Raw genomic sequence first — 21105 nt, forward strand, 5'->3', positions numbered from 1 at the left:
GAGCGACGAGACGACATCCACGAGGCCTTCCTCGGCCTCGCCACCTGCCTGATCACCCACCGACACGTCCAACGCCTTTGTTAGGACCTCTTAGGCCTGCGCCGTGCGGTACGACGGCCTGTGCTCGCTCCCGAGGAGTTGACGGGCGGTGAGGTACACGGCCTCGGCAGCAGCCTCATCCGCAACGGGCGGGATGCGCTATTGCTGAGGGAGATCGCGGAGGAAGCCGTGGATCTCCTCGGCTTCGGGGGCGTCCAGGGTGGTGTACAGGTCGAGGGCCTGTTGGGCGTGGTGGCGGGCGTGGTCGACTTGGCCGAGGTCGCGGTGGGTGCGCGCCAGGCCGTCGTGGGCGCGGGTCTGCTCGGGGCGGTAGCCGATCTCGCGGGCGACGGCCAGGGCCGCTTCGTGGTGATCTACGGCCTGAGCGAGTTCGCCCATGGAACGGGCGGTCTCTGCCAGGCCGTTGAGCGACTCGGCCTCGTCGCCGCGGAAGCCGAAGGTGCGGCACAGACGCAGGGCGTCGCCGTGATGACGGCGGGCTTGGTCATAGCTGCCCCGCCGCTGACACACGAGCCCGAGGTTGTTCAGGACGACGATCTCGCCGATCCGGGATCCGGTCTCGCGATAGATGCGCAGCGCCTGGCGATGGTGGTCGTGAGCTTCTTCGTAGTGTCCGTGGTGTTCATGGACGAGGCCGAGGCCGGTCAGGCTGCGGGCTTCGCCGGCGCGGTCGCCGAGTGCGCGGAACAGGTCGAGAGACTGCTGGTAGTGGCCGCGTGACTGGTCGTACTCGCGCTGCCGCCAGTGGCAGGTCGCGAGGTTTTGCAGTGCGCGGGCTTGGGCGCCCGGGTCGCCGATGTCGTGGGACAGCCGCAGGGCATGCTGGTAGTGCTCGACCGCCTGCTCGTAGTCGCTGTACCACCAGTAGCGCACCTCGCCGAGGTCCAGGAGTGTCCGTGCCTCGGCCGCTGTGTCGCCGCGTCGCCGACTGGCCTCAAGCGCCAGGCCGTGCAGGGTCAGTGCGTCGGTCTGGTGGGCGTGGCCGAGCAGGTAGCGATGCAGGGTGGCCGCCAAGTGGCTGGTGTGGGCGAGCCAGCCGTGGCCCGCGGTGTGATGGCCGACGGCGATCAGGTTCGCGCGTTCGGCGTCCAGCCAGCCGACCGCTTCGGTCTCGTCACACGGCGACGAGGTCACGGTGTCCGGCTCGGGTATGAGTGGCCGGCGGTTCTTGCCCTCGGGGTAGAGGTGATCCATAGCCGCGCTGGCGCCGTGCAGGTAGTGGTCGAACAGCCGGTCGAGGGCCGCGCGCTGGGCGTCCGGTGGTTCCTGCGCGTGCGCGGTGGTGAGGGCGTGTTCGCGCAGCAGGTCGTGGAAGGTGTAGCGGCCGGGCCGGTGCTGGGCCAGGACGTGAGCATCCAGGAGGTCCTCCATGAGCTGCTCGGCCCGGTGGAGGGGGAGGCCGGTCAGCGCGGCGGCGGCGGCGGGGCCGATGTCGCGGCCCGGCTGGAGACCCAGCAGCCGGAACATGCGCTGCTGCTCGGAATCCAGCTGCTGGTAGGACAGGGTGAACGCGGCCGCGACCCCTCGTTCCATCGTGGCCAGTTCGGACAGTCTGCGGCGCTGGTCGCGGAGTCGGCCGGCCAGGTACTCGACGGTCCAGCGGGGACGGTGGTGCAGGCGGGCGGCGGCGATGCGCACGGCCAGCGGCAGGAAGCCGCACAGCTGGAGCACGTCGAGGACCGCGACCGGCTCCGCGACCGCCCGTTCGCCAACGATCGTCGTGAACAACTCGACGGCCTCGGCGGCGGGCAGCACGTCCATGGACACGGCATGCGCGCCATCGAGGTCGGTCAGCCGCCGACGGCTGGTGATCACGATAAGGGCGGTCGTCGTGCCGGCCAGCAATGGCCGGACGTGATCGGCGCTCAGAGCGTTGTCCAGCACGGCCAGCACCCGGCGACCGGACAGTTCGGCCCGCCACAGCGCCGCGCGGTCAGCGAGCGACGCCGGTATGCGCTCTGCGGGTACGCCGAGCTGGCTCAAGAGGATCTCCAGCGCGGCCGAGGCGTCGAGCGGGTCCAGGCCAGCGGTATGCGCCTGGAGGTCGACGAAGAGCTGCCCGTCGGGGAATCGGTCAGCGAGCCGGTGGCCGGCGTGCACCGCGAGGGCCGTTTTGCCGATCCCGGCCATGCCGTCGATCGCCGAGATCGCCACGACCCCGCCGGCCCATGAGTGGGTGAGCCGGTCAAGCTCCTCTTCGCGCCCGGTGAAGTCGGGGAGGTCGATGGGCAGGAAGTTCATCCGTGTTGCCGGCGCGGGCGTGGCCTCTGGGGGCCGCAGGCCGGGGTCGTCGCGCAGGATGGCCTGTTCGAGCGTCGTGAACGCGTGGCCGGGGTCAAGGCCCTGCTGTTCGGCCAGGCTCGCCCGGAAGGTCCTCGCCACCTGGAGTGCGTCCGGTTGGCGTCCCGCGCGGTGCAAGGCGCGCATCAGCTGACCACACAACCGTTCCCGCGTCGGGTTGGCCGCCACGTGGACGGTCAGCTCGTCGACGAGGTTTGCAGAGTGGCCGAGGGACAGCTCCAGGTCGGCGAGGCGTTCGATGACGGTCAACCGCTGCCCGTGGAGCCGTGCCCGGGCGCCTTGGACATAGTCGGCGGTGATGTCGGCCAGGGGCTCGCCCCGCCACAGCGACAGGGCCGCGCGGAGCTGGTCCGCGGTGGCCCGCTGATCGCCCGCGGCCCGGGTCGCGGCCGTCAGGCTGGTGAACTCCTCCAGGTCGAGCTGGCCGGGCTCGGGAGTGATCTTGTACCCGGCGGGATGCGTGGTCAGCATCTGGTCGGCCCCCGACACGCGCAGCATCCGCCGGATCGCGGCGATCGTGGTCTGGATCTGCGCGCGAGCCGAGTCCGGCGGCAGCGGTCCCCACATCGCGTCGATCAGCCGATCGGTGCTGATCACCACCCCGGCGTGCAGCAGCAGGTAGGCGAGCACCGCCCGGTGCCGGGGCGCCAGTCGCGGCGACTGCGCTCTGGTGGCCGAGACCTCCACAGGGCCGAGAATCGTGAACCGCATGCCGCTACCCCCCAGAGCCGCCAGCGCTCGCATCGAGAACGCATCGGAAACCTATCAAGATCCACCGGCAGGATTCTTGGCATGCAAGTGCTTCCGAGCATCGACCCGGAGATCGCCGGCGGTGAGACCGCGCAACTGCTCACCGCCACGCACCGGGCTCTGGGGGTCGTACCCAACCTGGCCAAGGTGATGGCCAACAACCCGGCCGTTTTGAAGGGATATCTAGCGAATGTCAATATTCTGGGCGCCGAGGGAACGCTGCCGACGGGTGTGGCCGAGCGGATCGCCCTGCTGGTCGCTCAGGAGCACAAGTCCGACTACTGCCTGTCCGCGCACTCGTTCCGCGGCATAAACCTGGCAGGGCTCTCCGTGGCCGAGGTCACCCGCGCGAGAGCGGGCGAGACCGCAGATCCGTGGGCCGCCGCCGCCCTCGCGCTGACCACCGCCGTCGTCCGCCGCCACGGGGCGGTGTCCGACGATCAGCTGGCCATGGCCCGGCACGCCGGCCTGTCCGACGGGCAGATCGTCGAGATCGTCGCCCATGTGGCACTCAACGTGCTCACCACCTACCTCGCCACGGCGGCCCGCGTCGACATCGACTGGCCGCTCGTCCGGCACACCGACCAAGAAGATCCCTTCAGGAGTACCCGATGCTAAGCATTGCCCCGATCCCTCACCTGTCGGCGGAGCAGGCCGCGGCCTGGCACGCGGTGATCGTCGCCGCACTCGCCACGGACCTGCCCGACGAGCCACGACCCACGCCCCAGCAGGTCCACGCCCGGCTCACCGCAGCCGGGCTGGACAGCCGCCGGCTGGCTTGGCTGGCCACCGGGCCCGACGGCGCAGTGATCGGCGTGGCCGGACTGCGACTGTTCACCTCGGCCGGCCAGGATCACCTGGCCGAGCTGGAGCTGCACGTCCACCCGGAACACCGGCGCTCCGGCCTCGGCTCGCGTCTGCTGGCCGCGGCCCGGCTCGCGGCGGAGGCGGAGCACCGGCGCAGCCTGATCACCAGCGCGGCCGACGGCGGTCCGGGCGATGCCTTCTGCGCTGCCCGCGGCTTCCGGCGGGTGCTGACGCTGAACCACCTCCTGCTCGACGTCGCGCGGGCCGACGACACCGCCGCGGACGCCGCGCACCCCGGCTACGAGCTGACCAGCTGGGCGGGCACCGTCCCCGACGAGCTTGCCGACGCCTTCGCCACGGCCAAGAACGCGATGAACGACATGCCCACCGGCGACCTCGACTACGGCCACCAGGACTGGACCGCCGACCGGGTGCGCGCGATGGCACAGGTGCTGGCCGACCGGGGGGACACGCTGCTGACGACCGCGGCGCTCCGCGGCGGCGAGATGGCCGGGTACACCGAGGTCGTGATCCGGGCCGGCGAAACCCGACGGGCCGCGCAGTACGACACCGCCGTCGTCCCCGCCCACCGCGGCCACGGCCTTGGCCTGTGGCTCAAGGCCGCCATGGTACGAGGGCTGCGTGCCCGGCACCCCGATGTCCGGGAGATCGAGACCGACAACGCCCAGGACAACACCCACATGCTCGCCGTCAACCAGCGGCTGGGCTACCGCGCCCACCGACGCACCCACGAATACCAGTTCGACCTGACCAGCGACTGACCACATCCGAACCCCGGGCGACTCGCGCCTTCCACAGCCGAAGGGCCGCCCACTCCCCGCACCTGACCCAGGAGAACCGACCTCGTGTTGAGCACCATCCTCATCACCACCGCAGCCGGCGCCACCGCGCCCCTCATCGGTGCGACGGGCTACCGGCAGTACCGCCGTCTCATCCATTCCCGACGGATCCGGATCACCAGCCCCAACGGCATCGACGAGTCGGGCTTCACCCCGATCGGGGGCATCGATCAGTGGCTGTCGATTCGAGGCGACGACAGACGCAACCCGATACTCGTGGAGCTACACGGTGGCCCGGGTGCGTCCAATCTCCCGTACCACTCGCGGACCCGCGAGTGGGAACGCCACTTCACTGTCGTGCGCTGGGACATGCGCGGCTCCGGCAAGACCTTCGCGCACGGCGGCCCCGCCGGCCAGGGCGAGATGAGCCTGCGGCAGCTGGAGCGGGACGCGGCGGAAGTCATCGAGCACGTGCGGGCCCGGCTCGGCGTGGCCGAGGTCGTCTTGGTCGGGTGCTCCTTCGGCTCGCTCGTCGGGCTCCGGCTCGCCCGCAGCCGGCCCGAGCTGATCTCCGCCTACGTCGGCACCGATCAGAACATCAGTGGCGGCGGACGCAACCGCACTGCCTACGAAGCGCTGGTGGACCGGCTGCCCCGGGCCGGCAAGCGCAAGGAACTGGCCGCCGTCACCACGATGGGCCCGGACCGATCGGTGTGGACGATCGAACACTACTCGCAGTTCAACAAGCACACCGTGGGCTCCGACCCCCGGACCCTCGACACCTTCAAGCGGGTCGTCCTCGGCTCACTGCTGTCCTCGCCCCTGCACACCCTCCGCGAGGTACGCAGCTTCATCAAGGCCATGGACTTCTCGGAGCAACTCGCGCCCGAGGCGGTCTCGGTCGACGAATGGGCCGAGGGCACGACATTCCAGGTCCCGTTCTTCATCTTCCAGGGCGCCCACGACGTGATCACCCCGCCCGAGGGCGTCCGGGTGTTCTTCGACGACGTCACCGCCCCGGTCAAGGACTTCGCCCTGATCGACGACGCGAGTCACTGGGCCGCGTTTCGACACCCGGACACGTTCCTGGAGCTGATGCTCACCAAGGTTCGGCCACTTGTCGGCCCAACGGCCACCACCACGCTGCGGTACGGAACGAACTCACACGGAGCGAGGGTTGCAAGGACCGGCTTGCAGCTCTGACCCGCTCCGCGAACAGCCCATGAAAGGGACTCCGATGCCAGCCATCGACGTACTCGACTCCGCCATCCACTACATCGACATCCCCGGCGACCCTGACACCGCCGCCCCGACGCCCATCGTGTTCCTGCACGGCAACCCATCCTCTTCGCACTCCTGGCGCAAGGTGCTCCCGGCCGTGACCAGCGGCGCCCGGCTGCTGGCCCCCGACCTGATCGGCATGGGCAGCTCGGGCAAGCCCGATATCGAGTACTCCTTTGCCGACCACGCCACCTATCTCGAAGCCTGGCTCACCGCGCTCGGGCTGGCCGAGGTGATCCTGGTCGGCCACGACTGGGGCGGCTCGCTCGCGTTCGACTTCGCCGCGCGCTACCCGAACCGGGTCAGGGGTATCGCGTTTTTCGAGACGATCGTCCGGCCGATGTCATGGGCCGAGCTGGGCGATGGCCCGCGCACCCGCGCCGAGGCCATGCGCTCGGCCAAGGGTGAGGAACTGATCCTCGACAGCAACTTCTTCATCGAGACGGCGTTCACGGGCGGCGTCCTCCGCCCGCTGAACGACGAGGAGACGGCACCGTACCTTGCCCCGTACCCGACCCGCGAAAGCCGCCGCCCCGTCCTGCGCTGGGCTCGCTCCCTGCCGCTCGACGGCGAACCGGCCGACGTACACGAGCGGGTCACCGCGTACGGCAAGTGGCTGGCCTCCAGCCCTGAGGTGCCGAAGCTGCTGCTGACCTTCGAGGGCTCCCCTACCCTGCTGATCACCTCGGCCGTAGCCGCATGGTGCGCCGGCAACATGACCGCGCTGGAGACCGAGCACATCGGACCAGCCGGTCATCACGCCACCGAGGACCAGCCAGCGGCGATCGGCACGGCGATCGCCCGATGGCTCGACCGGACCGGCTTGCTCAGGTAGCGGACCTGCCGCCCGCGCCCGTCCTGGCCCAGTATCCCGGCAGGCGCCCGAACCCCAGACGGTTCCCCCTCGCCGGCAAGCCCACTCAACCCGGGATACTCAGCGGAATCGGGCGGCCTGAGCCCGAATCCACCGACCTGATTCGAGGGTGATCCCGTGCGGGGTATGGCCGGGGTAGCCGAGTGGGGGCGTGGGGAGTCCACCGAACGAGAACAACACGGAAGGGAGCACGTCCTGTTTCGGTACGGCATCACCTTCACCCAGCAGATTGCCCTGCGCGCCGCCATCACCGCCAACGCCCCGCAGACAGCCCAGGACCTCAGCGCCCAGATCCGCGACTCCCTCAAGACCGACTCCGCCACCATCCGCGCCGTACTCGGCCAACTGCTGTCCCGCCGGCTGCTCACCCGGGACGGCGCGCACCTCCGTCCCACGGACACCGCACGCGAACTGCTCACTGCCATCGGGGCCGAAACCGCCCCCATCACTGCCCGGGTCTGGGGTGACATCCCCGCCGAAGACCTGGCCGCTGCCGGCCGCGTCCTCACCCTGGTCACTGAACGGGCGAACGTCGAGCTTGCGGGCGCGGGTGATGAAGCCGCCTATGTCGTTGTGCCGCAGGTCGCGTTTCATGCTGCCGGCCGCCCTGGGGGTGGCCGGCGAACAGCGCCGCCGGTGGGAGGGCTCCGGCACGCCCCGCCAGGGAGCACCGGTCGGGGTCCGCCACCGTATGCCGTCCGTCAGCTGCCGCCGCGTCCACACCTGCGGCCGGCCCGGCACTCCCCTGCCTGACCCACGGGTACCGGTGAGGAAGGTCGGTGCCGCGCCCGCACCGCCCAAACCGCCCCGCGAGCTCGCCGGGTCACCCGCGAACGCCGTCCCGGGACGCTGTTCGGGACGCCCCGGGACGGCTGGACGGACGGAACGGGGGGCGACCCGCCCTAGGTTCGGTACCGCGGGCCCCGGCTGCCGATGCAGCCGGGGCCCGCCCATCCTTCGGCTCCCCGGCCGCGGCGGCGCAACGGCCGGCCTTTCCCCCTTTGGTGGCACACACATGTCGGATCTGGTTCCTCCCCACCCCGAGTCGGTGGCAACCCCGCCGTTCGAGGAGGTCGTGGCCTCCTCGCTCTCGAGGCGTCAGGTCGTGGCCGGCGGTACGGCCGCACTCGTGGCGTTCCTCGGCTTCGGCACCCCCACCGCCCAGGCAGCCACCGTCGCGCCGCCCGCACCCGCCGACCGGGAGCCGAAGGGTCTCCTCGGCTTCGCCGCGGTGCCCCCCGCGACCACGGACGCGGTGACCGTGCCGGCCGGCCACTCGGTGCAGGTCCTGGCGCCGTGGGGCCGGCCCCTGCACTCCGGCGGCCCCGCCTGGCTGGTCGACGGCGGCAACAGCTCCGCGGACCAGGCCCGCCAGATCGGCTCGCACCACAGCGGTCTGCACTTCTTCCCGTACGACGACGGCCCCCGGGGCAGCCGGCTCGGGACGCTCGTCGTCAACCACGAGGCCACGGACGCCACGCTGCTCCACCGGGACGGCGGCGCGGCCCTGACACGCGTCGATCATCTGCCTGCGGCGGCTCTCGCGATCATTCTGAAACGGTCGGTAAGGGCTGTCCCGTAAGTGATCTTGCTGTGCGAACCTTGGTCGTGGCGTGTGGCGCCGGCGGCCGTTGATCTGTATGCCGGGAATCGGATCGCCATCAACGGGGTTGGTGGGGGGACGAGCCGATCATCGGAGGGTCATGCGAGCGATTCAGGTGTACGAAGTGGGCGGTCCCGAGGTGCTGCGGGTGGCCGAGGTGGACCAGCCGCGGCCGGGTCCGGGCGAGGCGGTCGTGGAGGTCGCCGCATCCGGGGTCAACTTCCTCGACGTCTACCACCGCGAGGGCCGGTACAGCCTCCCGCTGCCCTTCACGCCGGGCTCCGAGGGTGCCGGCACGGTCGTCGAAGTGGGGCCCGGCGTCGCCGACGTCGCGGTCGGGGACCGGGTCGGTTGGGTGGAGATTCCCGGCACGTATGCCGAGCGGGCCGTCGTGGACTCCTCCCGGCTGGTGCCGCTGCCCGACGACATCGGCTTCGAGACAGCCGCCGCCGTGCTCCTCCAAGGCATGACCGCGCACTATCTCGTCAAGGACGCCTACCCGGTCCAGACGGGCGACACGGTGCTCGTGCATGCGGCCGCCGGTGGCATGGGGCTGCTTCTGACCCAGCTCATCACCCATCTCGGCGGCAGGGTGATCGGCACGACGTCGACCACGGCGAAGGCCGAGCTGGCCAAGCGTGCCGGGGCCGCCGAGGTGATCCTCTCCTCCGCGGTCGACGATCTCGCAGCCGAGGTGAGACGGCTCAACGGCGGTCAGGGACTGCCGGTCGTCTTCGACGGCGTCGGCGCGCACACCTTCGACGCGAGCCTCGCCAGCCTGCGAACCCGCGGCCATCTCGTCCTCTTCGGCGCGGCAAGTGGTGCCGTGCCGCCGTTCGATCCGATTCGGCTCGCCCACGGCGGTTCGCTGACCCTGATCCGGCCCAGCCTCGGGGACTTCATCGCCGATCGGTCCGAACTGCTCCGACGGGCCGCCGATGTGTTCGAGTGGGTGCGCTCCAAGGCGCTTGAGGTCACCGTGACGGGCCGCTACGCATTGTCCGAGGCCGCCCAGGCCCACAGCGATCTGGAGGCTCGGCGTACCACCGGCAAGCTGCTCGTCGTACCGGATGCAGCGGTTATTGGATACCGCGAGGGGACGCGCAGCTGATACAGGGTTCCGCTGGGTGACACGGCGGGGATACCTGGGTTCCGTGCTGGGGTGCCGTCACGATGGCCCGCTCAACGCGTGGGCGCCTGCCAGAGAAGGAGTTTCCGCTTCTAAAGGCTTTTCCGTAGATGATCTTGGGGCTGGTGGGGATGTGGTCGGCTGAGGTTCGGTCTGCTCGCCTATCCGCGAGGTTGAGGGTGTGCAGGCGGGCGATGCCGAGCATGGCGTGGTGGACGCCGTCGCCGCGCAGGCGGCAGTCACGCAGGATCTTGTAAGTCTTCATGCGGGCGAAGCTGTGCTCGACGCGGGCGCGCACCTGCTTGTGGGACTTGTTGTGGGCCTGTTTCCAGTCGGGCAGTTCCTCGCCCTTGCGGCGGCGGTGCGGCATGACCAGCCCGGTGCCCGGGTAGCCGCCGTCGGCGATCGTGGTGGTCTTGCCGACGGCGGCCATGGCGCCGGACTCGGCCCACGCCCGGCAGTCGTGGCGGTTGCCCGGCAGCGACCGGCCGACCACGACGACCATGCGGGTGCCGGCTTCGATGACGACCTGGTGGTTGGTGGAGTAACGGTAGTTCTTCGACTGCCCGGCCATCTTGTGGTCGCGGGTCGGCACCAAGGCGCCGTCCACGATCAGCACCGCGCCCTTCACGAACCGCTTACGGGGCTGCAGCGCCAGTTTCGGCCCGAGATGGTCGTTGGTCATCGGTCTGATCGGCCACTCGTTCCCCCCTCGGCGGAGTTCCAGCCTAGAAGCCCGTCTGCGAACTTCGCCGACCATCGCCGAATTCTGCCGAACGATGGCCTGTTCGGCGCGGTCCTGCGCCGTACGCTCGAACGAGGTCTTCTGCCGGTCCTGTCCGGGCTTTTTCGGGTCTGGTCGCCCGACTCGCAGGACCCTGTTGCCGACGAGTCTCATGGGTGCCACGCACTTGGCTGTTCCGATCGCCGGAACCTGAACCATGGAGACCACACCAGTAATGGTGCTCATCCAACAGATGGATCTTGCTTCTGTGCCTGCCTACGTCCTGCTGACCGCTCTGGCGGTCATAGCCATGCTGTTCACCGTGGCCGCGATCATCGTGCGTGCCGTGATGAAGAAGGCCCGGCCCGAGGACCTGCCGCACATCCTTCCTGGCCTGGGCCACATGCTGGCGTCGCTAGCCCTTTTCCTGCCCTGGGGACGGGGAAACGAGATCCGGCCGCGGCGCTCGCACCCGTCCAGCCTGGACGTAGGGGAGCCCGTCAACCACGGCCCTGAACAGACTCAGGGGCGGGGGCCCGGTCCTGCGGGCAAGCGGGCTCCTTCTCCGACGGGTTCGAGTGCGGCGAGGCGCCGGCCGGCATGCCTTCCTGAGACACGGGAGCACCCACAGTCCCGAACACGACATCCGTCCGACACCCGCCACAGCATCACAGAACGTCACGGCCTAGAAGCGAGGAAGTGGGCCGGCCAACCGCTCAGCAGCCGGTCCCACCGTCCCATCCCGTGGGCCACCCCCACGTGAGCGAGCGCCCCGCCTGGCAGGCTTGAACCGAGCATGACGCCCCATCAGGAACTATGCCGTCCGTGCGTCAAACGTGCGTCACGTGCGTCAGACATGCGTCAGACATGCGTCAAGATATCGCACCCAACGCACGTAACGCCCATAACGCACACTTGGAGAAACAGCAGGTCAGCGGCCCTTCTCAGCAGGCTCCAGAATCGCCACGCACTCCACGTGGTGCGTCATCGGGAACAGGTCGAACGCCCGCAGGGTCCGGACCTTGTAGCCGCGTTCGGCGAAGTAGGCGAGGTCTCGGGCCAGGGCCGCCGGGTCGCAGGCCACGTAGGCGATGCGGCGGGCGCCCAGGCCGGCCAGGTGGTGGACCGTCTGCTTGCCGGCGCCCGCGCGGGGCGGGTCCAGGACGATGAGGTCGACTTCGGTGATGCCGGTGCGCGGGAGGACCGACTCGACCTTGCCCTGTTCGATGCGGACGCGCGGGAAGCCGGCCAGGTTGTGGCGGGCGTCCTCGACCGCGCGCTTGCCGGACTCGATGCCGAGGACCGCGCCCTGGTCGCCGACGCGGTCGGCGAGGGCGCCCGCGAAGAGGCCGACGCCGCAGTAGAGGTCGAGGGCCGTCTCGCCCTTGCGGGGGGTGAGGCCCTGCATGACGGCGAGCATCAGGGTCTGCGCGGCCTTCGGGTGGACCTGCCAGAAGCCGCCGCTGCCGACGCGGTAGGTGCGGTCGTCGGCGCGCTCGCGGACGAAGGCGCGGCCGTGGACGCGGTGGACGCCGCCGTCCTTCTCGTCGACGCGCATCACGGAGACCGGCTTGTCCAGCTCGACGAGCGGGAGACGGGCGCCCGGGCGGGGGGTGAGGATGACCTGGCGGTCGTTCGAGCCGGAAGCCGCGATGGCCTCGACGGCGGCCATGCCCTGCCAGTCGCGCTTCTCGATGCCGAGTTCCGAGACGCCCTCGGCGGCGATCATGCAGTGGTCGATGATCTCGACCTCGTGGGAGCGGTGCTTGCGCAGGCCCGCGTGGCCCTCGGCGTCGACGGCGTACTGGACGCGGGTGCGCCACTGCGGGACCTCGCCCGCGGGGAGCTTGTCGCCCTCGGCGGGCATGACGGTGCCGTCCCAGCCGGCCTCCTCCGGGGTGAGCCCGGCCAGGCGCTGGAGCTGTTCCGCGATGACCTCGCCCTTCAGGCGGCGCTGGGCGCCGGGCTTGGCGTGCTGCCAGTCGCAGCCGCCGCACTTACCGGGCCCGGCGAAGGGGCAGGGGGCCTCGACGCGGTCCTTGGAGGCGTCCAGGATCTCGATCGCGTCGGCGCGCAGGAAGCGGGAGGTCTCCTCGCCCTCGGTGACCCGCACCCGGACGCGCTCGCCGGGCAGGGCGTGACGGACGAAGAGGACCCGGCCGGCTTCCGTACGGGCGATGCAGTGGCCGCCGTGGGCGACCGGGCCGACCTCTACCTCGTACTCTGCCCCGACCAGCGACGTAACAGGGGTGTTCTGCATGACCGGGGACTCCAGGGGGGAAGAAGAAGGTGGGCTGCCGCTCGGACCACGGTCCGACGGCAGCCCACCAGTCTAGTTGCTGTTTCTCAGTCGTTCTTTGCGACGGGTTCCTTCTGGCGCTTCTCCACCGGGCCGCGGCGGACGGAGCCCGGCGCGTTCCACTCCTGGCGCTTCCCGGCCCGCTTCTTCGCGGCCTCGGAGGACTGGAGCTGGTACGGGACGGAGGTGACCATCACGCCGGGGGTGAAGAGCAGCCGGCCCTTGAGGCGGAGAGCGCTCTGGTTGTGGAGCAGGTGCTCGTACCAGTGGCCGACGACGTACTCGGGGATGTAGACGGAGACGGCGTCGCGCGGGCTCTCCCGGCGGATGTTCTTCACGTACTCGATGACCGGCCGGGTGATCTCGCGGTACGGCGAGTCGAGGATCTTGAGCGGTACGTTGATGCCGCGCCGCTCCCACTCCTCCTTGAGCGCCTTGGTCTCGGTGGGGTCGACGTTCACGGTGAGCGCCTCCAGCTCGCTGGCGTGCAGCAGCTTGGCGTAGGCCAGGGCGCGCAGGGTCGGCTTGTGGAGCTTGGAGACGAGGACGACCGAGCGGACGCGGGAGGGGCGGACGTACTCGTCGGGGCGTTCCTCGGCGGCGGCGATCTCGCCGGCCACGGAGTCGTAGTGCCGACGGATCGCGGTCATCGTCCCGTAGAAGATCACCATGCCGAGCAGGGCGACCCAGGCGCCGTGGGTGAACTTGGTGGCGAGGACGACGACGAGGACGAGGCCGGTGAAGAAGCCGCCGAAGGCGTTGATCGCGCGGGAGCGGATCATGTGGCGGCGCTTGGCCGGGTCGCGCTCCGTCTTCAGGTGCCGGTTCCAGTGCCGGACCATGCCGATCTGGCTGAGCGTGAAGGAGACGAAGACGCCGACGATGTAGAGCTGGATCAACCGGGTGGAGTCGGCTCCGTAGACCCAGACGAGGAGGGCGGCGGCGCCGGCGAGGAGCACGATGCCGTTGGAGAAGGCGAGGCGGTCGCCGCGGGTGTGCAGCTGGCGCGGCAGGTAGCGGTCCTGGGCGAGGATCGAGCCGAGGAGCGGGAAGCCGTTGTACGCGGTGTTGGCGGCCAGGAAGAGGACGAGCGCGGTGGCCGCGGCCAGCAGGACGAAGAAGAACGTTCCGTCGCCGAAGACGGCGGCGGCGACCTGCGAGATGACCGGGTCCTGGACGTAGCTCGCGCCGAGCGGCTTGCCGCCGTTCAGCAGGTCGGTGGCCGGGTTCTCGGCCATCCGGACGTCGGTGGCCATGGCCAGGAAGATGATGCCGCAGAACATGGTGACGGCCAGGCCGCCCATGAGCGCGAGCGTGGTGGCCGCGTTCTTCGACTTGGGCTTGCGGAAGGCGGGCACGCCGTTGGAGATGGCCTCGACGCCGGTGAGCGCCGCACAGCCGGAGGAGAAGGCCCGCAGCAGCAGGAAGACCAGGGCGAATCCGGCCAGGCCCTGGTGCTCGGCCTTGATCTCGAAACCGGCGGTCGGGGCGCGCATCGTGTCGTCGAGGACGAGGCCGCGCCAGGCACCCCAGGCGATCATGACGAAGACGCCGAAGACGAAGACGTACGTCGGGATGGCGAAGAGGCCGCCGGACTCCTTCACGCCCCGCAGGTTCATCAGGGTGAGCAGCACGATCACGGCGACCGCCGAGGCGACCTTGTGCTCGACGACGAACGGCACGGCGGAGCCGAGGTTCTCGATGCCCGAGGCGATCGACACGGCGACGGTCAGGACGTAGTCGACGAGCAGGGCGCTCGCGACGGTGAGTCCGGCCTTCGGCCCGAGGTTGGTGGTGGCGACCTCGTAGTCGCCGCCGCCGCTCGGGTACGCGTGCACGTTCTGCCGGTACGACGCGACCACCGTGAACATCAGGACGACGACCGCGAGCGCGATCCACGGGCTGAAGTGGTAGGCCGACAGGCCGGCGACGGAGAGGACGAGCAGCACCTCGCCGGGGGCGTACGCCACCGAGGACAGCGGGTCGGAGGCGAAGACGGGGAGGGCGATCCGCTTCGGGAGAAGGGTCTCTCCCAGCTTGTCGCTGCGCAGGGCCCGCCCGATCAGGATCCGTTTGGGCACGTCGGTCAGTTTGGACACGGAGAGGATCGTAAGCGTTCGAAAAGAGCCACGCGCACCGGCACCCCCGTTCCGCACCGAATCTCCCTGACTACCACCTCCGGTGCGGTCCCCGCCAGCGTTGCCGCTTAAGCTCGGACCGGGCGACCCGTCAGGGCGTCGCCCGCCACGGCCCGGGCCGATCGGGCGAGGAAAGTTGTGAGCAGGGTGTATTCGCAGGTCAGCAGGGCGATCAGGAGTGCGGGGTAAGGGGACGTGCACGTCGTCATCATGGGCTGCGGGCGAGTGGGAGCCGCTCTCGCGCAGACCCTCGAACAGCAGGGGCACACCGTCGCGGTCGTGGACCAGGACCCGACGGCTTTCCGCCGTCTGGGCTCGGGCTTCGGCGGTCGGCGGGTCACGGGCGTGGGCTTCGACCAGGACACGCTGCGCGAGGCCGGGATCGAGGAGGCCGGTGCCTTCGCCGCGGTGAGCAGCGGCGACAACTCCAACATCATCGCGGCGCGGGTCGCGCGCGAGATGTTCGGCATCGAGAACGTGGCGGCGCGCATCTACGACCCGCGCCGCGCCGAGGTCTACCAGCGCCTCGGCATCCCGACGGTCGCGACGGTCCGCTGGACCGCCGACCAGATGCTCCGCCGGCTGCTGCCCTCGGGCGCGGAGCCGCTGTGGCGAGACCCGAGCGGTGGCGTGCAGCTCGCCGAGGTGCACACCTCCCCGGCGTGGATCGGTCACAAGGTGAGCCGGCTCCAGGAGGAGACCGGCGTCCGCGTCGCCTTCCTCACCCGACTGGGCGAAGCGATTCTGCCGACCTCGCAGACGGTGCTCCAGGAAGGTGACCTGGTGCACGTGATGATGCGTACGGACGAGATCGCGAAGGTCGAGGCGGCCTTCGCCGAGGGTCCCGAGGAGGGCGGTCACTGATGCGTGTCGCTATTGCGGGCGCGGGTGCGGTGGGCCGTTCCATCGCGGGCGAGCTCCTGGAGAACGGGCACGAGGTCCTGCTGGTCGACAAGGCGCCGACCGCCATCTCGGTGGAGCGGGTGCCGCAGGCGGAGTGGCTGCTCGCCGACGCCTGCGAGATCACCTCGCTGGACGAGGCCGCGCTGCAGCGCTGCAACGTGGTGATCGCGGCGACCGGTGACGACAAGGTGAACCTGGTCGTCTCGCTGCTCGCCAAGACCGAGTACGGCGTGCCGCGCGTGGTCGCCCGGGTGAACAACCCGAAGAACGAGTGGCTGTTCAACGAGGCCTGGGGCGTGGACGTGGCCGTCTCGACGCCGCGACTGATGTCGGCCCTGGTCGAGGAGGCGGTGAGCGTCGGCGACCTGGTCCGGCTGCTCCGCTTCAGCCACGGCGACGCCAACCTGGTCGAGCTGACGCTGCCGCCGGAGTCGGCGGTGGCCGGTACGCAGGTCGGCGAGGTCGCCTGGCCGCAGGACACCTCGCTGGTGACGATCATCCGCGGTTCGCGGGTGCTGACGCCGGGCCCGGAGGAGACCCTGGAGGCCGGCGACGAGCTGCTGTTCGTGGCCGCGCAGGCCCGCGAGGAGCAGCTGGAGGACCTCCTCCAGGTCCGCCGCGAGGCCGGGTCGGAGTCCTGACCTCCTGAGTGCGTACGGAAGGGCCCGGACCTGACGGACAGGTCCGGGCCCTTTCGCGTACCGCTTCTCAGGCCTCCGGGTGGCGCTGCGCGGCGGCGGCCGCCTTGCGCTCCTTCTCGGCGCGCTCCTCGGCCTCCATCTCGGCGAAGACGTCGATCGGCGCCGGGGCCTTCGCGAGGAACACCCAGGTGAGGTAGACCGCGAGCAGGAACGGCGGGATCTTGAGGGCGATGAGCACCCAGCCGAACTTGGTGGTGTCGGCCCACCAGTACATCGGGAAGAGGATCGCGCACTTGCCGAGCAGGATCAGGCCCCAGGCCCAGCTGGCCTTGGTGTAGGCCTTCTTGCGGCCCGGGTTGCGGGTGCGCCAGGAGAGGTTCTCCTTGAAGACCGGGCCGAGGATCAGGCCGATCAGGGGCACTCCGGCGAGCGCGGTGACGATGTACGCCAGGGCGAGGCCCAGGGTGTAGAGCATGCCCGGCAGGTAGAAGTCCTTGGCGTTGCCCGTCATCATCGCGAAGACCACGCCGAAGGCGACGCCGAAGACGCCGCTGAAGGCGTGCTTGACGGTGTCCCGGCGGATCAGCCGGACGGCCACCAGGACCAGCGAGACCGCGAGGGCGGCGATGGCCGAGACGTGCAGGTTCTTGTTGATCGTGAAGATCGTGACGAACAGCAGGCCGGGCAGGACCGTCTCGATCATGCCCCGCAGGCCGCCGAAGGCCTCGAAGAGCGCGGCCTCGGTCACGGCCTTGTCCGCCTGGGCGTCCTGGTCCGGGGTCGACCGGTCCGCGGTCGGCTTGTCGAGGGACGTCACCGGCTACTCCTGTCCGAGCGGTCGGAGCTCGTATTTGGGGTTGAAGAGGACCCGCCGGCCGTGGCTCATGGAGATCCGGCCGGAGGCGATCAGCTTGCGGCCCGGTTCGATGCCCACGATGGAGCGCCGGCCGAGCCACACGACGTCGAGCGGTGCCGTGCCGTCGAAGAGCTCGGCCTCCAGCGCGGGCACACCGGCCCGGGGACGCAGCGTGACCGTGCGCAAGGTACCAGTCACCTTGACTATCTGCCGGTCGGAGCAGTCGGAGATACGTGTGCACCCCGAGGCCTCGGCGTCCTCCTGGAGCTCCTCCGACTCCAGGTCCTCCGGGGAGGAGGAGAGCCGGTCGAGCATCCGGCGGAACCTTCCGACCGGCTTCTCTGTACGCGGTGCAGCACTCATACAGAAAGCGTACCGGCCGCCGCTGTCACCGGAAGCGGCCCCGGACCACCCGCCCGTACGGCTCCCGTTTCAGCGTTCGAAGCGGTACCCCATGCCCGGCTCGGTGACGAAGTGGCGCGGGTGCGAGGGGTCGGTCTCCAGCTTGCGGCGGAGCTGAGCCATGTAGACCCGGAGGTAGTTGGTCTCCGTGCCGTACGAGGGTCCCCAGACCTCCTGGAGCAGTTGCTTCTGGCTGACGAGCCGGCCGGCGTTGCGGACGAGGACCTCCAGGAGGTGCCACTCGGTGGGGGTGAGCCGGACGTCGCGCCCGTCGCGGTGCACCTTCTTGGCGGCCAGGTCGACGGTGAAGCCCTCGGTCTCGACCACGGCGCTCCCGTCCTCGGCGCCGCCGACCGGTTCGGCGCGGCGCACGGCCGCGCGCAGCCGGGCGAGCAGCTCGTCCATGCCGAAGGGCTTGGTGACGTAGTCGTCGGCGCCCGCGTCGAGCGCCTCGACCTTCTCGTCGGAGGTCTGCCGGGCGGACAGGACCAGGATCGGCACCCGCGTCCAGCCGCGCAGGTCCTTGATCACGTCGACGCCGTCCATGTCGGGCAGTCCGAGGTCGAGGACGACGACGTCGGGTCGGCGTTCGGCGGCGAGCCGGAGGGCGGTGGCGCCGTCGGGCGCGGCGTCGACCTCGTACTTCCGCGCCTTCAGGTTGATCACCAGGGCGCGGACGATCTGCGGTTCGTCGTCGACCACGAGGACCCGGGTCATGGAGGGGGCCTGCCTTCTTCTTCGTGTCGGTGGATGTGGATACGGAGGGGGTACGGGCGGGTGCGCGGGGCTGGCGGCCGGGCCGGGTCGGGCCGTGGGCCCGGCGGTCGGGGCCGTGGGCCCGCGGGTCAGGTCACGGCGTGGGCCGGGCGGGCGGCGGCCGGGGTCCGGGGCCCGCCCGGCGCGGCACGCAGGGTGAGCACCATGGTGAGGCCTCCGCCGGGGGTGTCCTCGGCGCCGAGCGTCCCGCCCATGGCCTCGGCGAAGCCGCGGGCGACCGCAAGGCCGAGGCCGACGCCGGAGCCGCGCGGGGCGTCGCCGAGGCGCTGGAAGGGCTCGAAGATGCCCTCCTTGGCCTCGTCGGGGACGCCGGGGCCGCGGTCCACGACCCGCAGCTCGACCCGGTCCCCCAGGGCGCTGGCGGCGACCGCGACGGGCACGTCCTCGGGGCTGTACTTCACGGCGTTCTCCACGATGTTGGCGACGGCCCGCTCCAGGAGGCCCTTGTCGACCTCGACCATGGGCAGCGTCTCGGGGATGTCGAGCTCGGCGCTGCCGTCCGGCACTCCCACGAGGGCCATGGGGACGACCTCGTCGAGGTCGACGGCGCGGATCAGGGGGGTGACGGTGCCGGTGCGGAGGCGGGACATGTCGAGGAGGTTGCCCACGAGGTGGTCGAGGCGGTCGGCGCCGGCCTCGATGCCCTCCAGGAGCTCGGCCCGGTCCTGCTCGGACCATTCGACGTCGTCGGAGCGGAGGGAGGAGACGGAGGCCTTGATGCTCGCGAGCGGGGTCCGCAGGTCGTGGCTGACGGCGGCGAGCAGGGAGGTGCGGATCTTGTTGCCCTCGGCCAGCTTCCGGGCCTCCTCCGCCTCGCCGACGAGCCGCTGCCGGTCGAGGACGACCGCGGCCTGGGCGGCGAAGGCGCCGAGCACCCGCCGGTCCTCGGCGGGCAGTACCCGGCCGGTCAGGGCGAGCGCCAGGTGGTCGCCGACGGGCATGTCCACGTCCGCGTCCTCCGGCCGGGCCGCGGGGTGGGGGCCGACGCTCGCGGCCCGGGTCCACGGCTCGACCTCGTCCGCGCGCTCCAGGAGGGCCACCGACTCCATGGAGAAGGTCTCGCGGACCCGTTCCAGGAGGGCGTCCAGGCTCGTCTCCCCGCGCAGCACGCTGCCGGCCAGGTAGGAGAGCACCTCGGACTCGGCGCGCAGCCGGGCGGCCTGGTGGGTGCGCCGGGCGGCCAGGTCCACCACGGAGGCGACCGACATCGCGACGCCGAAGAAGACGGCGATGGCGACGATGTTCAGGGGGTCGGCGACGGTCAGGCGGTGGACCGGCGGGGTGAAGAACCAGTTGAGGAGGAGGGAGCCGGCGGCGGCCGAGGCGAGCGCCGGCAGGAACCCGCCGAGCAGCGCGGCGGCCACGGTCAGGGCGAGGAAGAGCAGCATGTCGTTGGCGAGCCCGAGGTCGGCGTCGACGTGCGTGAGGAGCAGGGCCAGGGCGACCGGGCCCGCGACGCCGACGAGCCAGCCGCCGAGGATCCGGGAGCGGCCGAGGCGGGCTCCGCGCGCGACGGGCAGGCCCCGGCCCTTGGCGACCTCGCCGTGGGTGACGATGTGGACGTCGAGGTCGGGCCCGGAGTCGCGGGCCACGGTCTGGCCGACGCCGGGGCCGAGCACGTACTGCCAGGTCCGGCGGCGGCTGGAGCCGAGGACGATCTGGGTGGCGTTGACCCCGCGGGCGAATTCCAGGAGCGCCGAGGGGATGTCGTCGCCGATGACGTGGTGGAAGGTGCCGCCGAGGTCCTCGACGAGGGTGCGCTGGACGGCCAGTTCCTTCGGGGAGGCGGCGGTGAGGCCGTCGCTGCGGGCGATGTAGACGGCGAGGACCTCGCCGCCGGCGCCCTTCTCGGCGAGCCGGGTGGCGCGTCGTATGAGGGTGCGGCCCTCGGGGCCGCCGGTCAGACCGACGACGATGCGCTCCCGGGCCTGCCAGGTGGAGCGGATGTCGTGCTCGCCCCGGTACTGCCGGAGGTACTCGTCGACCCGGTCGGCGGTCCAGAGCAGGGCCAGCTCGCGCAGGGCCGTGAGGTTGCCGGGGCGGAAGTAGTTGGAGAGGGCCGCGTCGACCTTGTCCGAGGTGTAGACGTTGCCGTGGGCCATCCGCCGCCGCAGCGCCTTCGGGTCCATGTCGACCAGCTCGATCTGGTCGGCCCGGCGCACCACCTCGTCGGGGACGGTCTCCCCCTGCCGTACCCCGGTGATCGCCTCGACGACGTCGCCGAGGGACTCCAGGTGCTGGATGTTGACGGTCGACACGACGTCGATGCCGGCCGCGAGGAGTTCGGCGACGTCCTGCCACCGCTTGGGGTTGCGGGAGCCCGGCACGTTCGTGTGGGCGAGCTCGTCGACGAGGGCGACGGCGGGACGGCGGGCGAGGACGGCGTCGACGTCCATCTCCGTGAAGGCCGCCCCCCGGTGCTCCAGGGCTCGGCGCGGGACCTCTTCCAGACCGTGCAGCATGGCCTCCGTGCGCGGCCGCCCGTGGTGCTCCACGAACGCCGCCACGCAGTCCGTGCCGCGCTCCACCCGGCGGCGGCCCTCGGCGAGCATCGCGTAGGTCTTGCCGACGCCCGGCGCAGCGCCGAGGTAGATCCGAAGCTTGCCGCGTCCCATGGCTCGACCATACGTCCAGCCGATCGGACATCCGGTGTGCGGGGAGACGTGCTTAGTAGCTACCTGCGGTACCGTCGGAAACATGAGCACGAGCACCGAGCCGACCTCCGTCGGGACGTACGAGTTCGACCGCGACACCGCCGTC

16 protein-coding genes and 1 pseudogene are annotated in these 21105 nt (G+C 70.8%); 8 read left to right on the top strand and 9 right to left on the bottom strand.

Annotated elements, in window-relative coordinates; all coding sequences use genetic code 11:
* Positions 1-198: 198 nt before the first annotated feature.
* Entirely contained in the window at positions 199-3105 is a 2907-nt protein-coding gene (locus tag ABZ318_RS31910; protein WP_356905922.1) for a tetratricopeptide repeat protein, read from the bottom strand.
* A gap of 48 nt (positions 3106-3153) precedes the next feature.
* Between ABZ318_RS31910 and ABZ318_RS31915 the strand changes: the two genes are divergently transcribed.
* The 4 genes from ABZ318_RS31915 to ABZ318_RS31930 all read left to right on the top strand — a co-directional run bounded on the left by ABZ318_RS31915 (position 3154) and on the right by ABZ318_RS31930 (position 6834).
* Positions 3154-3729, top strand: a complete 576-nt coding sequence (locus ABZ318_RS31915) for a carboxymuconolactone decarboxylase family protein (RefSeq protein ID WP_356905923.1) — start codon at positions 3154-3156, stop codon at positions 3727-3729.
* Positions 3723-4700 (top strand): GNAT family N-acetyltransferase, encoded by a 978-nt coding sequence (locus tag ABZ318_RS31920; RefSeq protein ID WP_356905924.1) that lies wholly within the window; start codon positions 3723-3725, stop codon positions 4698-4700. The genes ABZ318_RS31915 and ABZ318_RS31920 overlap by 7 nt, the downstream gene beginning before the upstream one ends.
* Before the next feature lie 84 nt (positions 4701-4784).
* Positions 4785-5921: an alpha/beta hydrolase gene (locus ABZ318_RS31925; RefSeq protein WP_356905925.1), complete on the top strand. Its 1137-nt coding sequence runs from the start codon at positions 4785-4787 to the stop codon at positions 5919-5921.
* Between the two features lie 34 nt (positions 5922-5955).
* Positions 5956-6834, top strand: coding sequence for a haloalkane dehalogenase (locus ABZ318_RS31930; protein ID WP_356905926.1), 879 nt, complete (start codon positions 5956-5958; stop codon positions 6832-6834).
* Positions 6835-6933: 99 nt separating this feature from the next.
* On the opposite strand, the gene ABZ318_RS31935 is transcribed toward ABZ318_RS31930, so the two are convergent.
* The gene (locus ABZ318_RS31935) at positions 6934-7467 is read right to left on the bottom strand and encodes a hypothetical protein (protein WP_356905927.1); all 534 of its coding nucleotides are present in this window, start codon (positions 7465-7467) and stop codon (positions 6934-6936) included.
* A 421-nt stretch (positions 7468-7888) separates the two neighbouring features.
* On the opposite strand from ABZ318_RS31935, the gene ABZ318_RS31940 reads away from it, so the two are divergent.
* Complete coding sequence (locus ABZ318_RS31940; protein WP_356905928.1) at positions 7889-8455, top strand: alkaline phosphatase PhoX; 567 nt, start codon at positions 7889-7891, stop codon at positions 8453-8455.
* Between the two features lie 121 nt (positions 8456-8576).
* Positions 8577-9587 carry a quinone oxidoreductase gene (locus tag ABZ318_RS31945; RefSeq protein WP_356905937.1) on the top strand — a complete coding sequence of 337 codons (1011 nt, stop codon included), beginning with the start codon at positions 8577-8579 and terminating at the stop codon, positions 9585-9587.
* Between the two features lie 184 nt (positions 9588-9771).
* On the opposite strand, the pseudogene ABZ318_RS31950 reads toward ABZ318_RS31945, so the two are convergent.
* From ABZ318_RS31950 to ABZ318_RS31960, 3 genes and pseudogenes are all read right to left on the bottom strand, one after another.
* Positions 9772-10281, bottom strand: a pseudogene (locus ABZ318_RS31950) (transposase); the annotation flags it as partial.
* A 979-nt stretch (positions 10282-11260) separates the two neighbouring features.
* Complete coding sequence (locus ABZ318_RS31955) at positions 11261-12589, bottom strand: TRAM domain-containing protein (protein WP_356905929.1); 1329 nt, start codon at positions 12587-12589, stop codon at positions 11261-11263.
* Positions 12590-12675: 86 nt separating this feature from the next.
* Positions 12676-14727, bottom strand: a complete 2052-nt coding sequence (locus tag ABZ318_RS31960) for an APC family permease (RefSeq protein WP_356905930.1) — start codon at positions 14725-14727, stop codon at positions 12676-12678.
* 234 nt (positions 14728-14961) lie between these two features.
* Here ABZ318_RS31960 and ABZ318_RS31965 point away from each other — a divergent pair, with 234 nt between their 5' ends.
* Together ABZ318_RS31965 and ABZ318_RS31970 are read left to right on the top strand one after the other, a co-directional pair.
* Positions 14962-15630: a TrkA family potassium uptake protein gene (locus ABZ318_RS31965; RefSeq protein ID WP_356905931.1), complete on the top strand. Its 669-nt coding sequence runs from the start codon at positions 14962-14964 to the stop codon at positions 15628-15630.
* Complete coding sequence (locus tag ABZ318_RS31970) at positions 15630-16310, top strand: TrkA family potassium uptake protein (protein ID WP_356905932.1); 681 nt, start codon at positions 15630-15632, stop codon at positions 16308-16310. The genes ABZ318_RS31965 and ABZ318_RS31970 overlap by 1 nt, the downstream gene beginning before the upstream one ends.
* Before the next feature lie 67 nt (positions 16311-16377).
* Here the strand turns inward: ABZ318_RS31970 and ABZ318_RS31975 are convergent, their stop codons facing one another.
* The 4 genes from ABZ318_RS31975 to ABZ318_RS31990 all read right to left on the bottom strand — a co-directional run bounded on the left by ABZ318_RS31975 (position 16378) and on the right by ABZ318_RS31990 (position 20960).
* Positions 16378-17127, bottom strand: a complete 750-nt coding sequence (locus tag ABZ318_RS31975) for a DUF3159 domain-containing protein (protein WP_356905933.1) — start codon at positions 17125-17127, stop codon at positions 16378-16380.
* A gap of 3 nt (positions 17128-17130) precedes the next feature.
* Positions 17131-17529, bottom strand: a complete 399-nt coding sequence (locus tag ABZ318_RS31980; protein ID WP_356905934.1) for an OB-fold nucleic acid binding domain-containing protein — start codon at positions 17527-17529, stop codon at positions 17131-17133.
* A 69-nt stretch (positions 17530-17598) separates the two neighbouring features.
* Positions 17599-18285 carry a response regulator gene (locus ABZ318_RS31985; protein WP_356905935.1) on the bottom strand — a complete coding sequence of 229 codons (687 nt, stop codon included), beginning with the start codon at positions 18283-18285 and terminating at the stop codon, positions 17599-17601.
* A gap of 128 nt (positions 18286-18413) precedes the next feature.
* A complete protein-coding gene (locus tag ABZ318_RS31990) occupies positions 18414-20960 on the bottom strand; it encodes a sensor histidine kinase KdpD (protein ID WP_356905936.1) in 2547 nt (848 codons plus the stop codon).
* Positions 20961-21105 lie beyond the last annotated feature (145 nt).

The sequence above is a fragment of the Streptomyces sp. NPDC006197 genome (assembly GCF_040613865.1).
GTDB lineage: Bacteria > Actinomycetota > Actinomycetes > Streptomycetales > Streptomycetaceae > Streptomyces.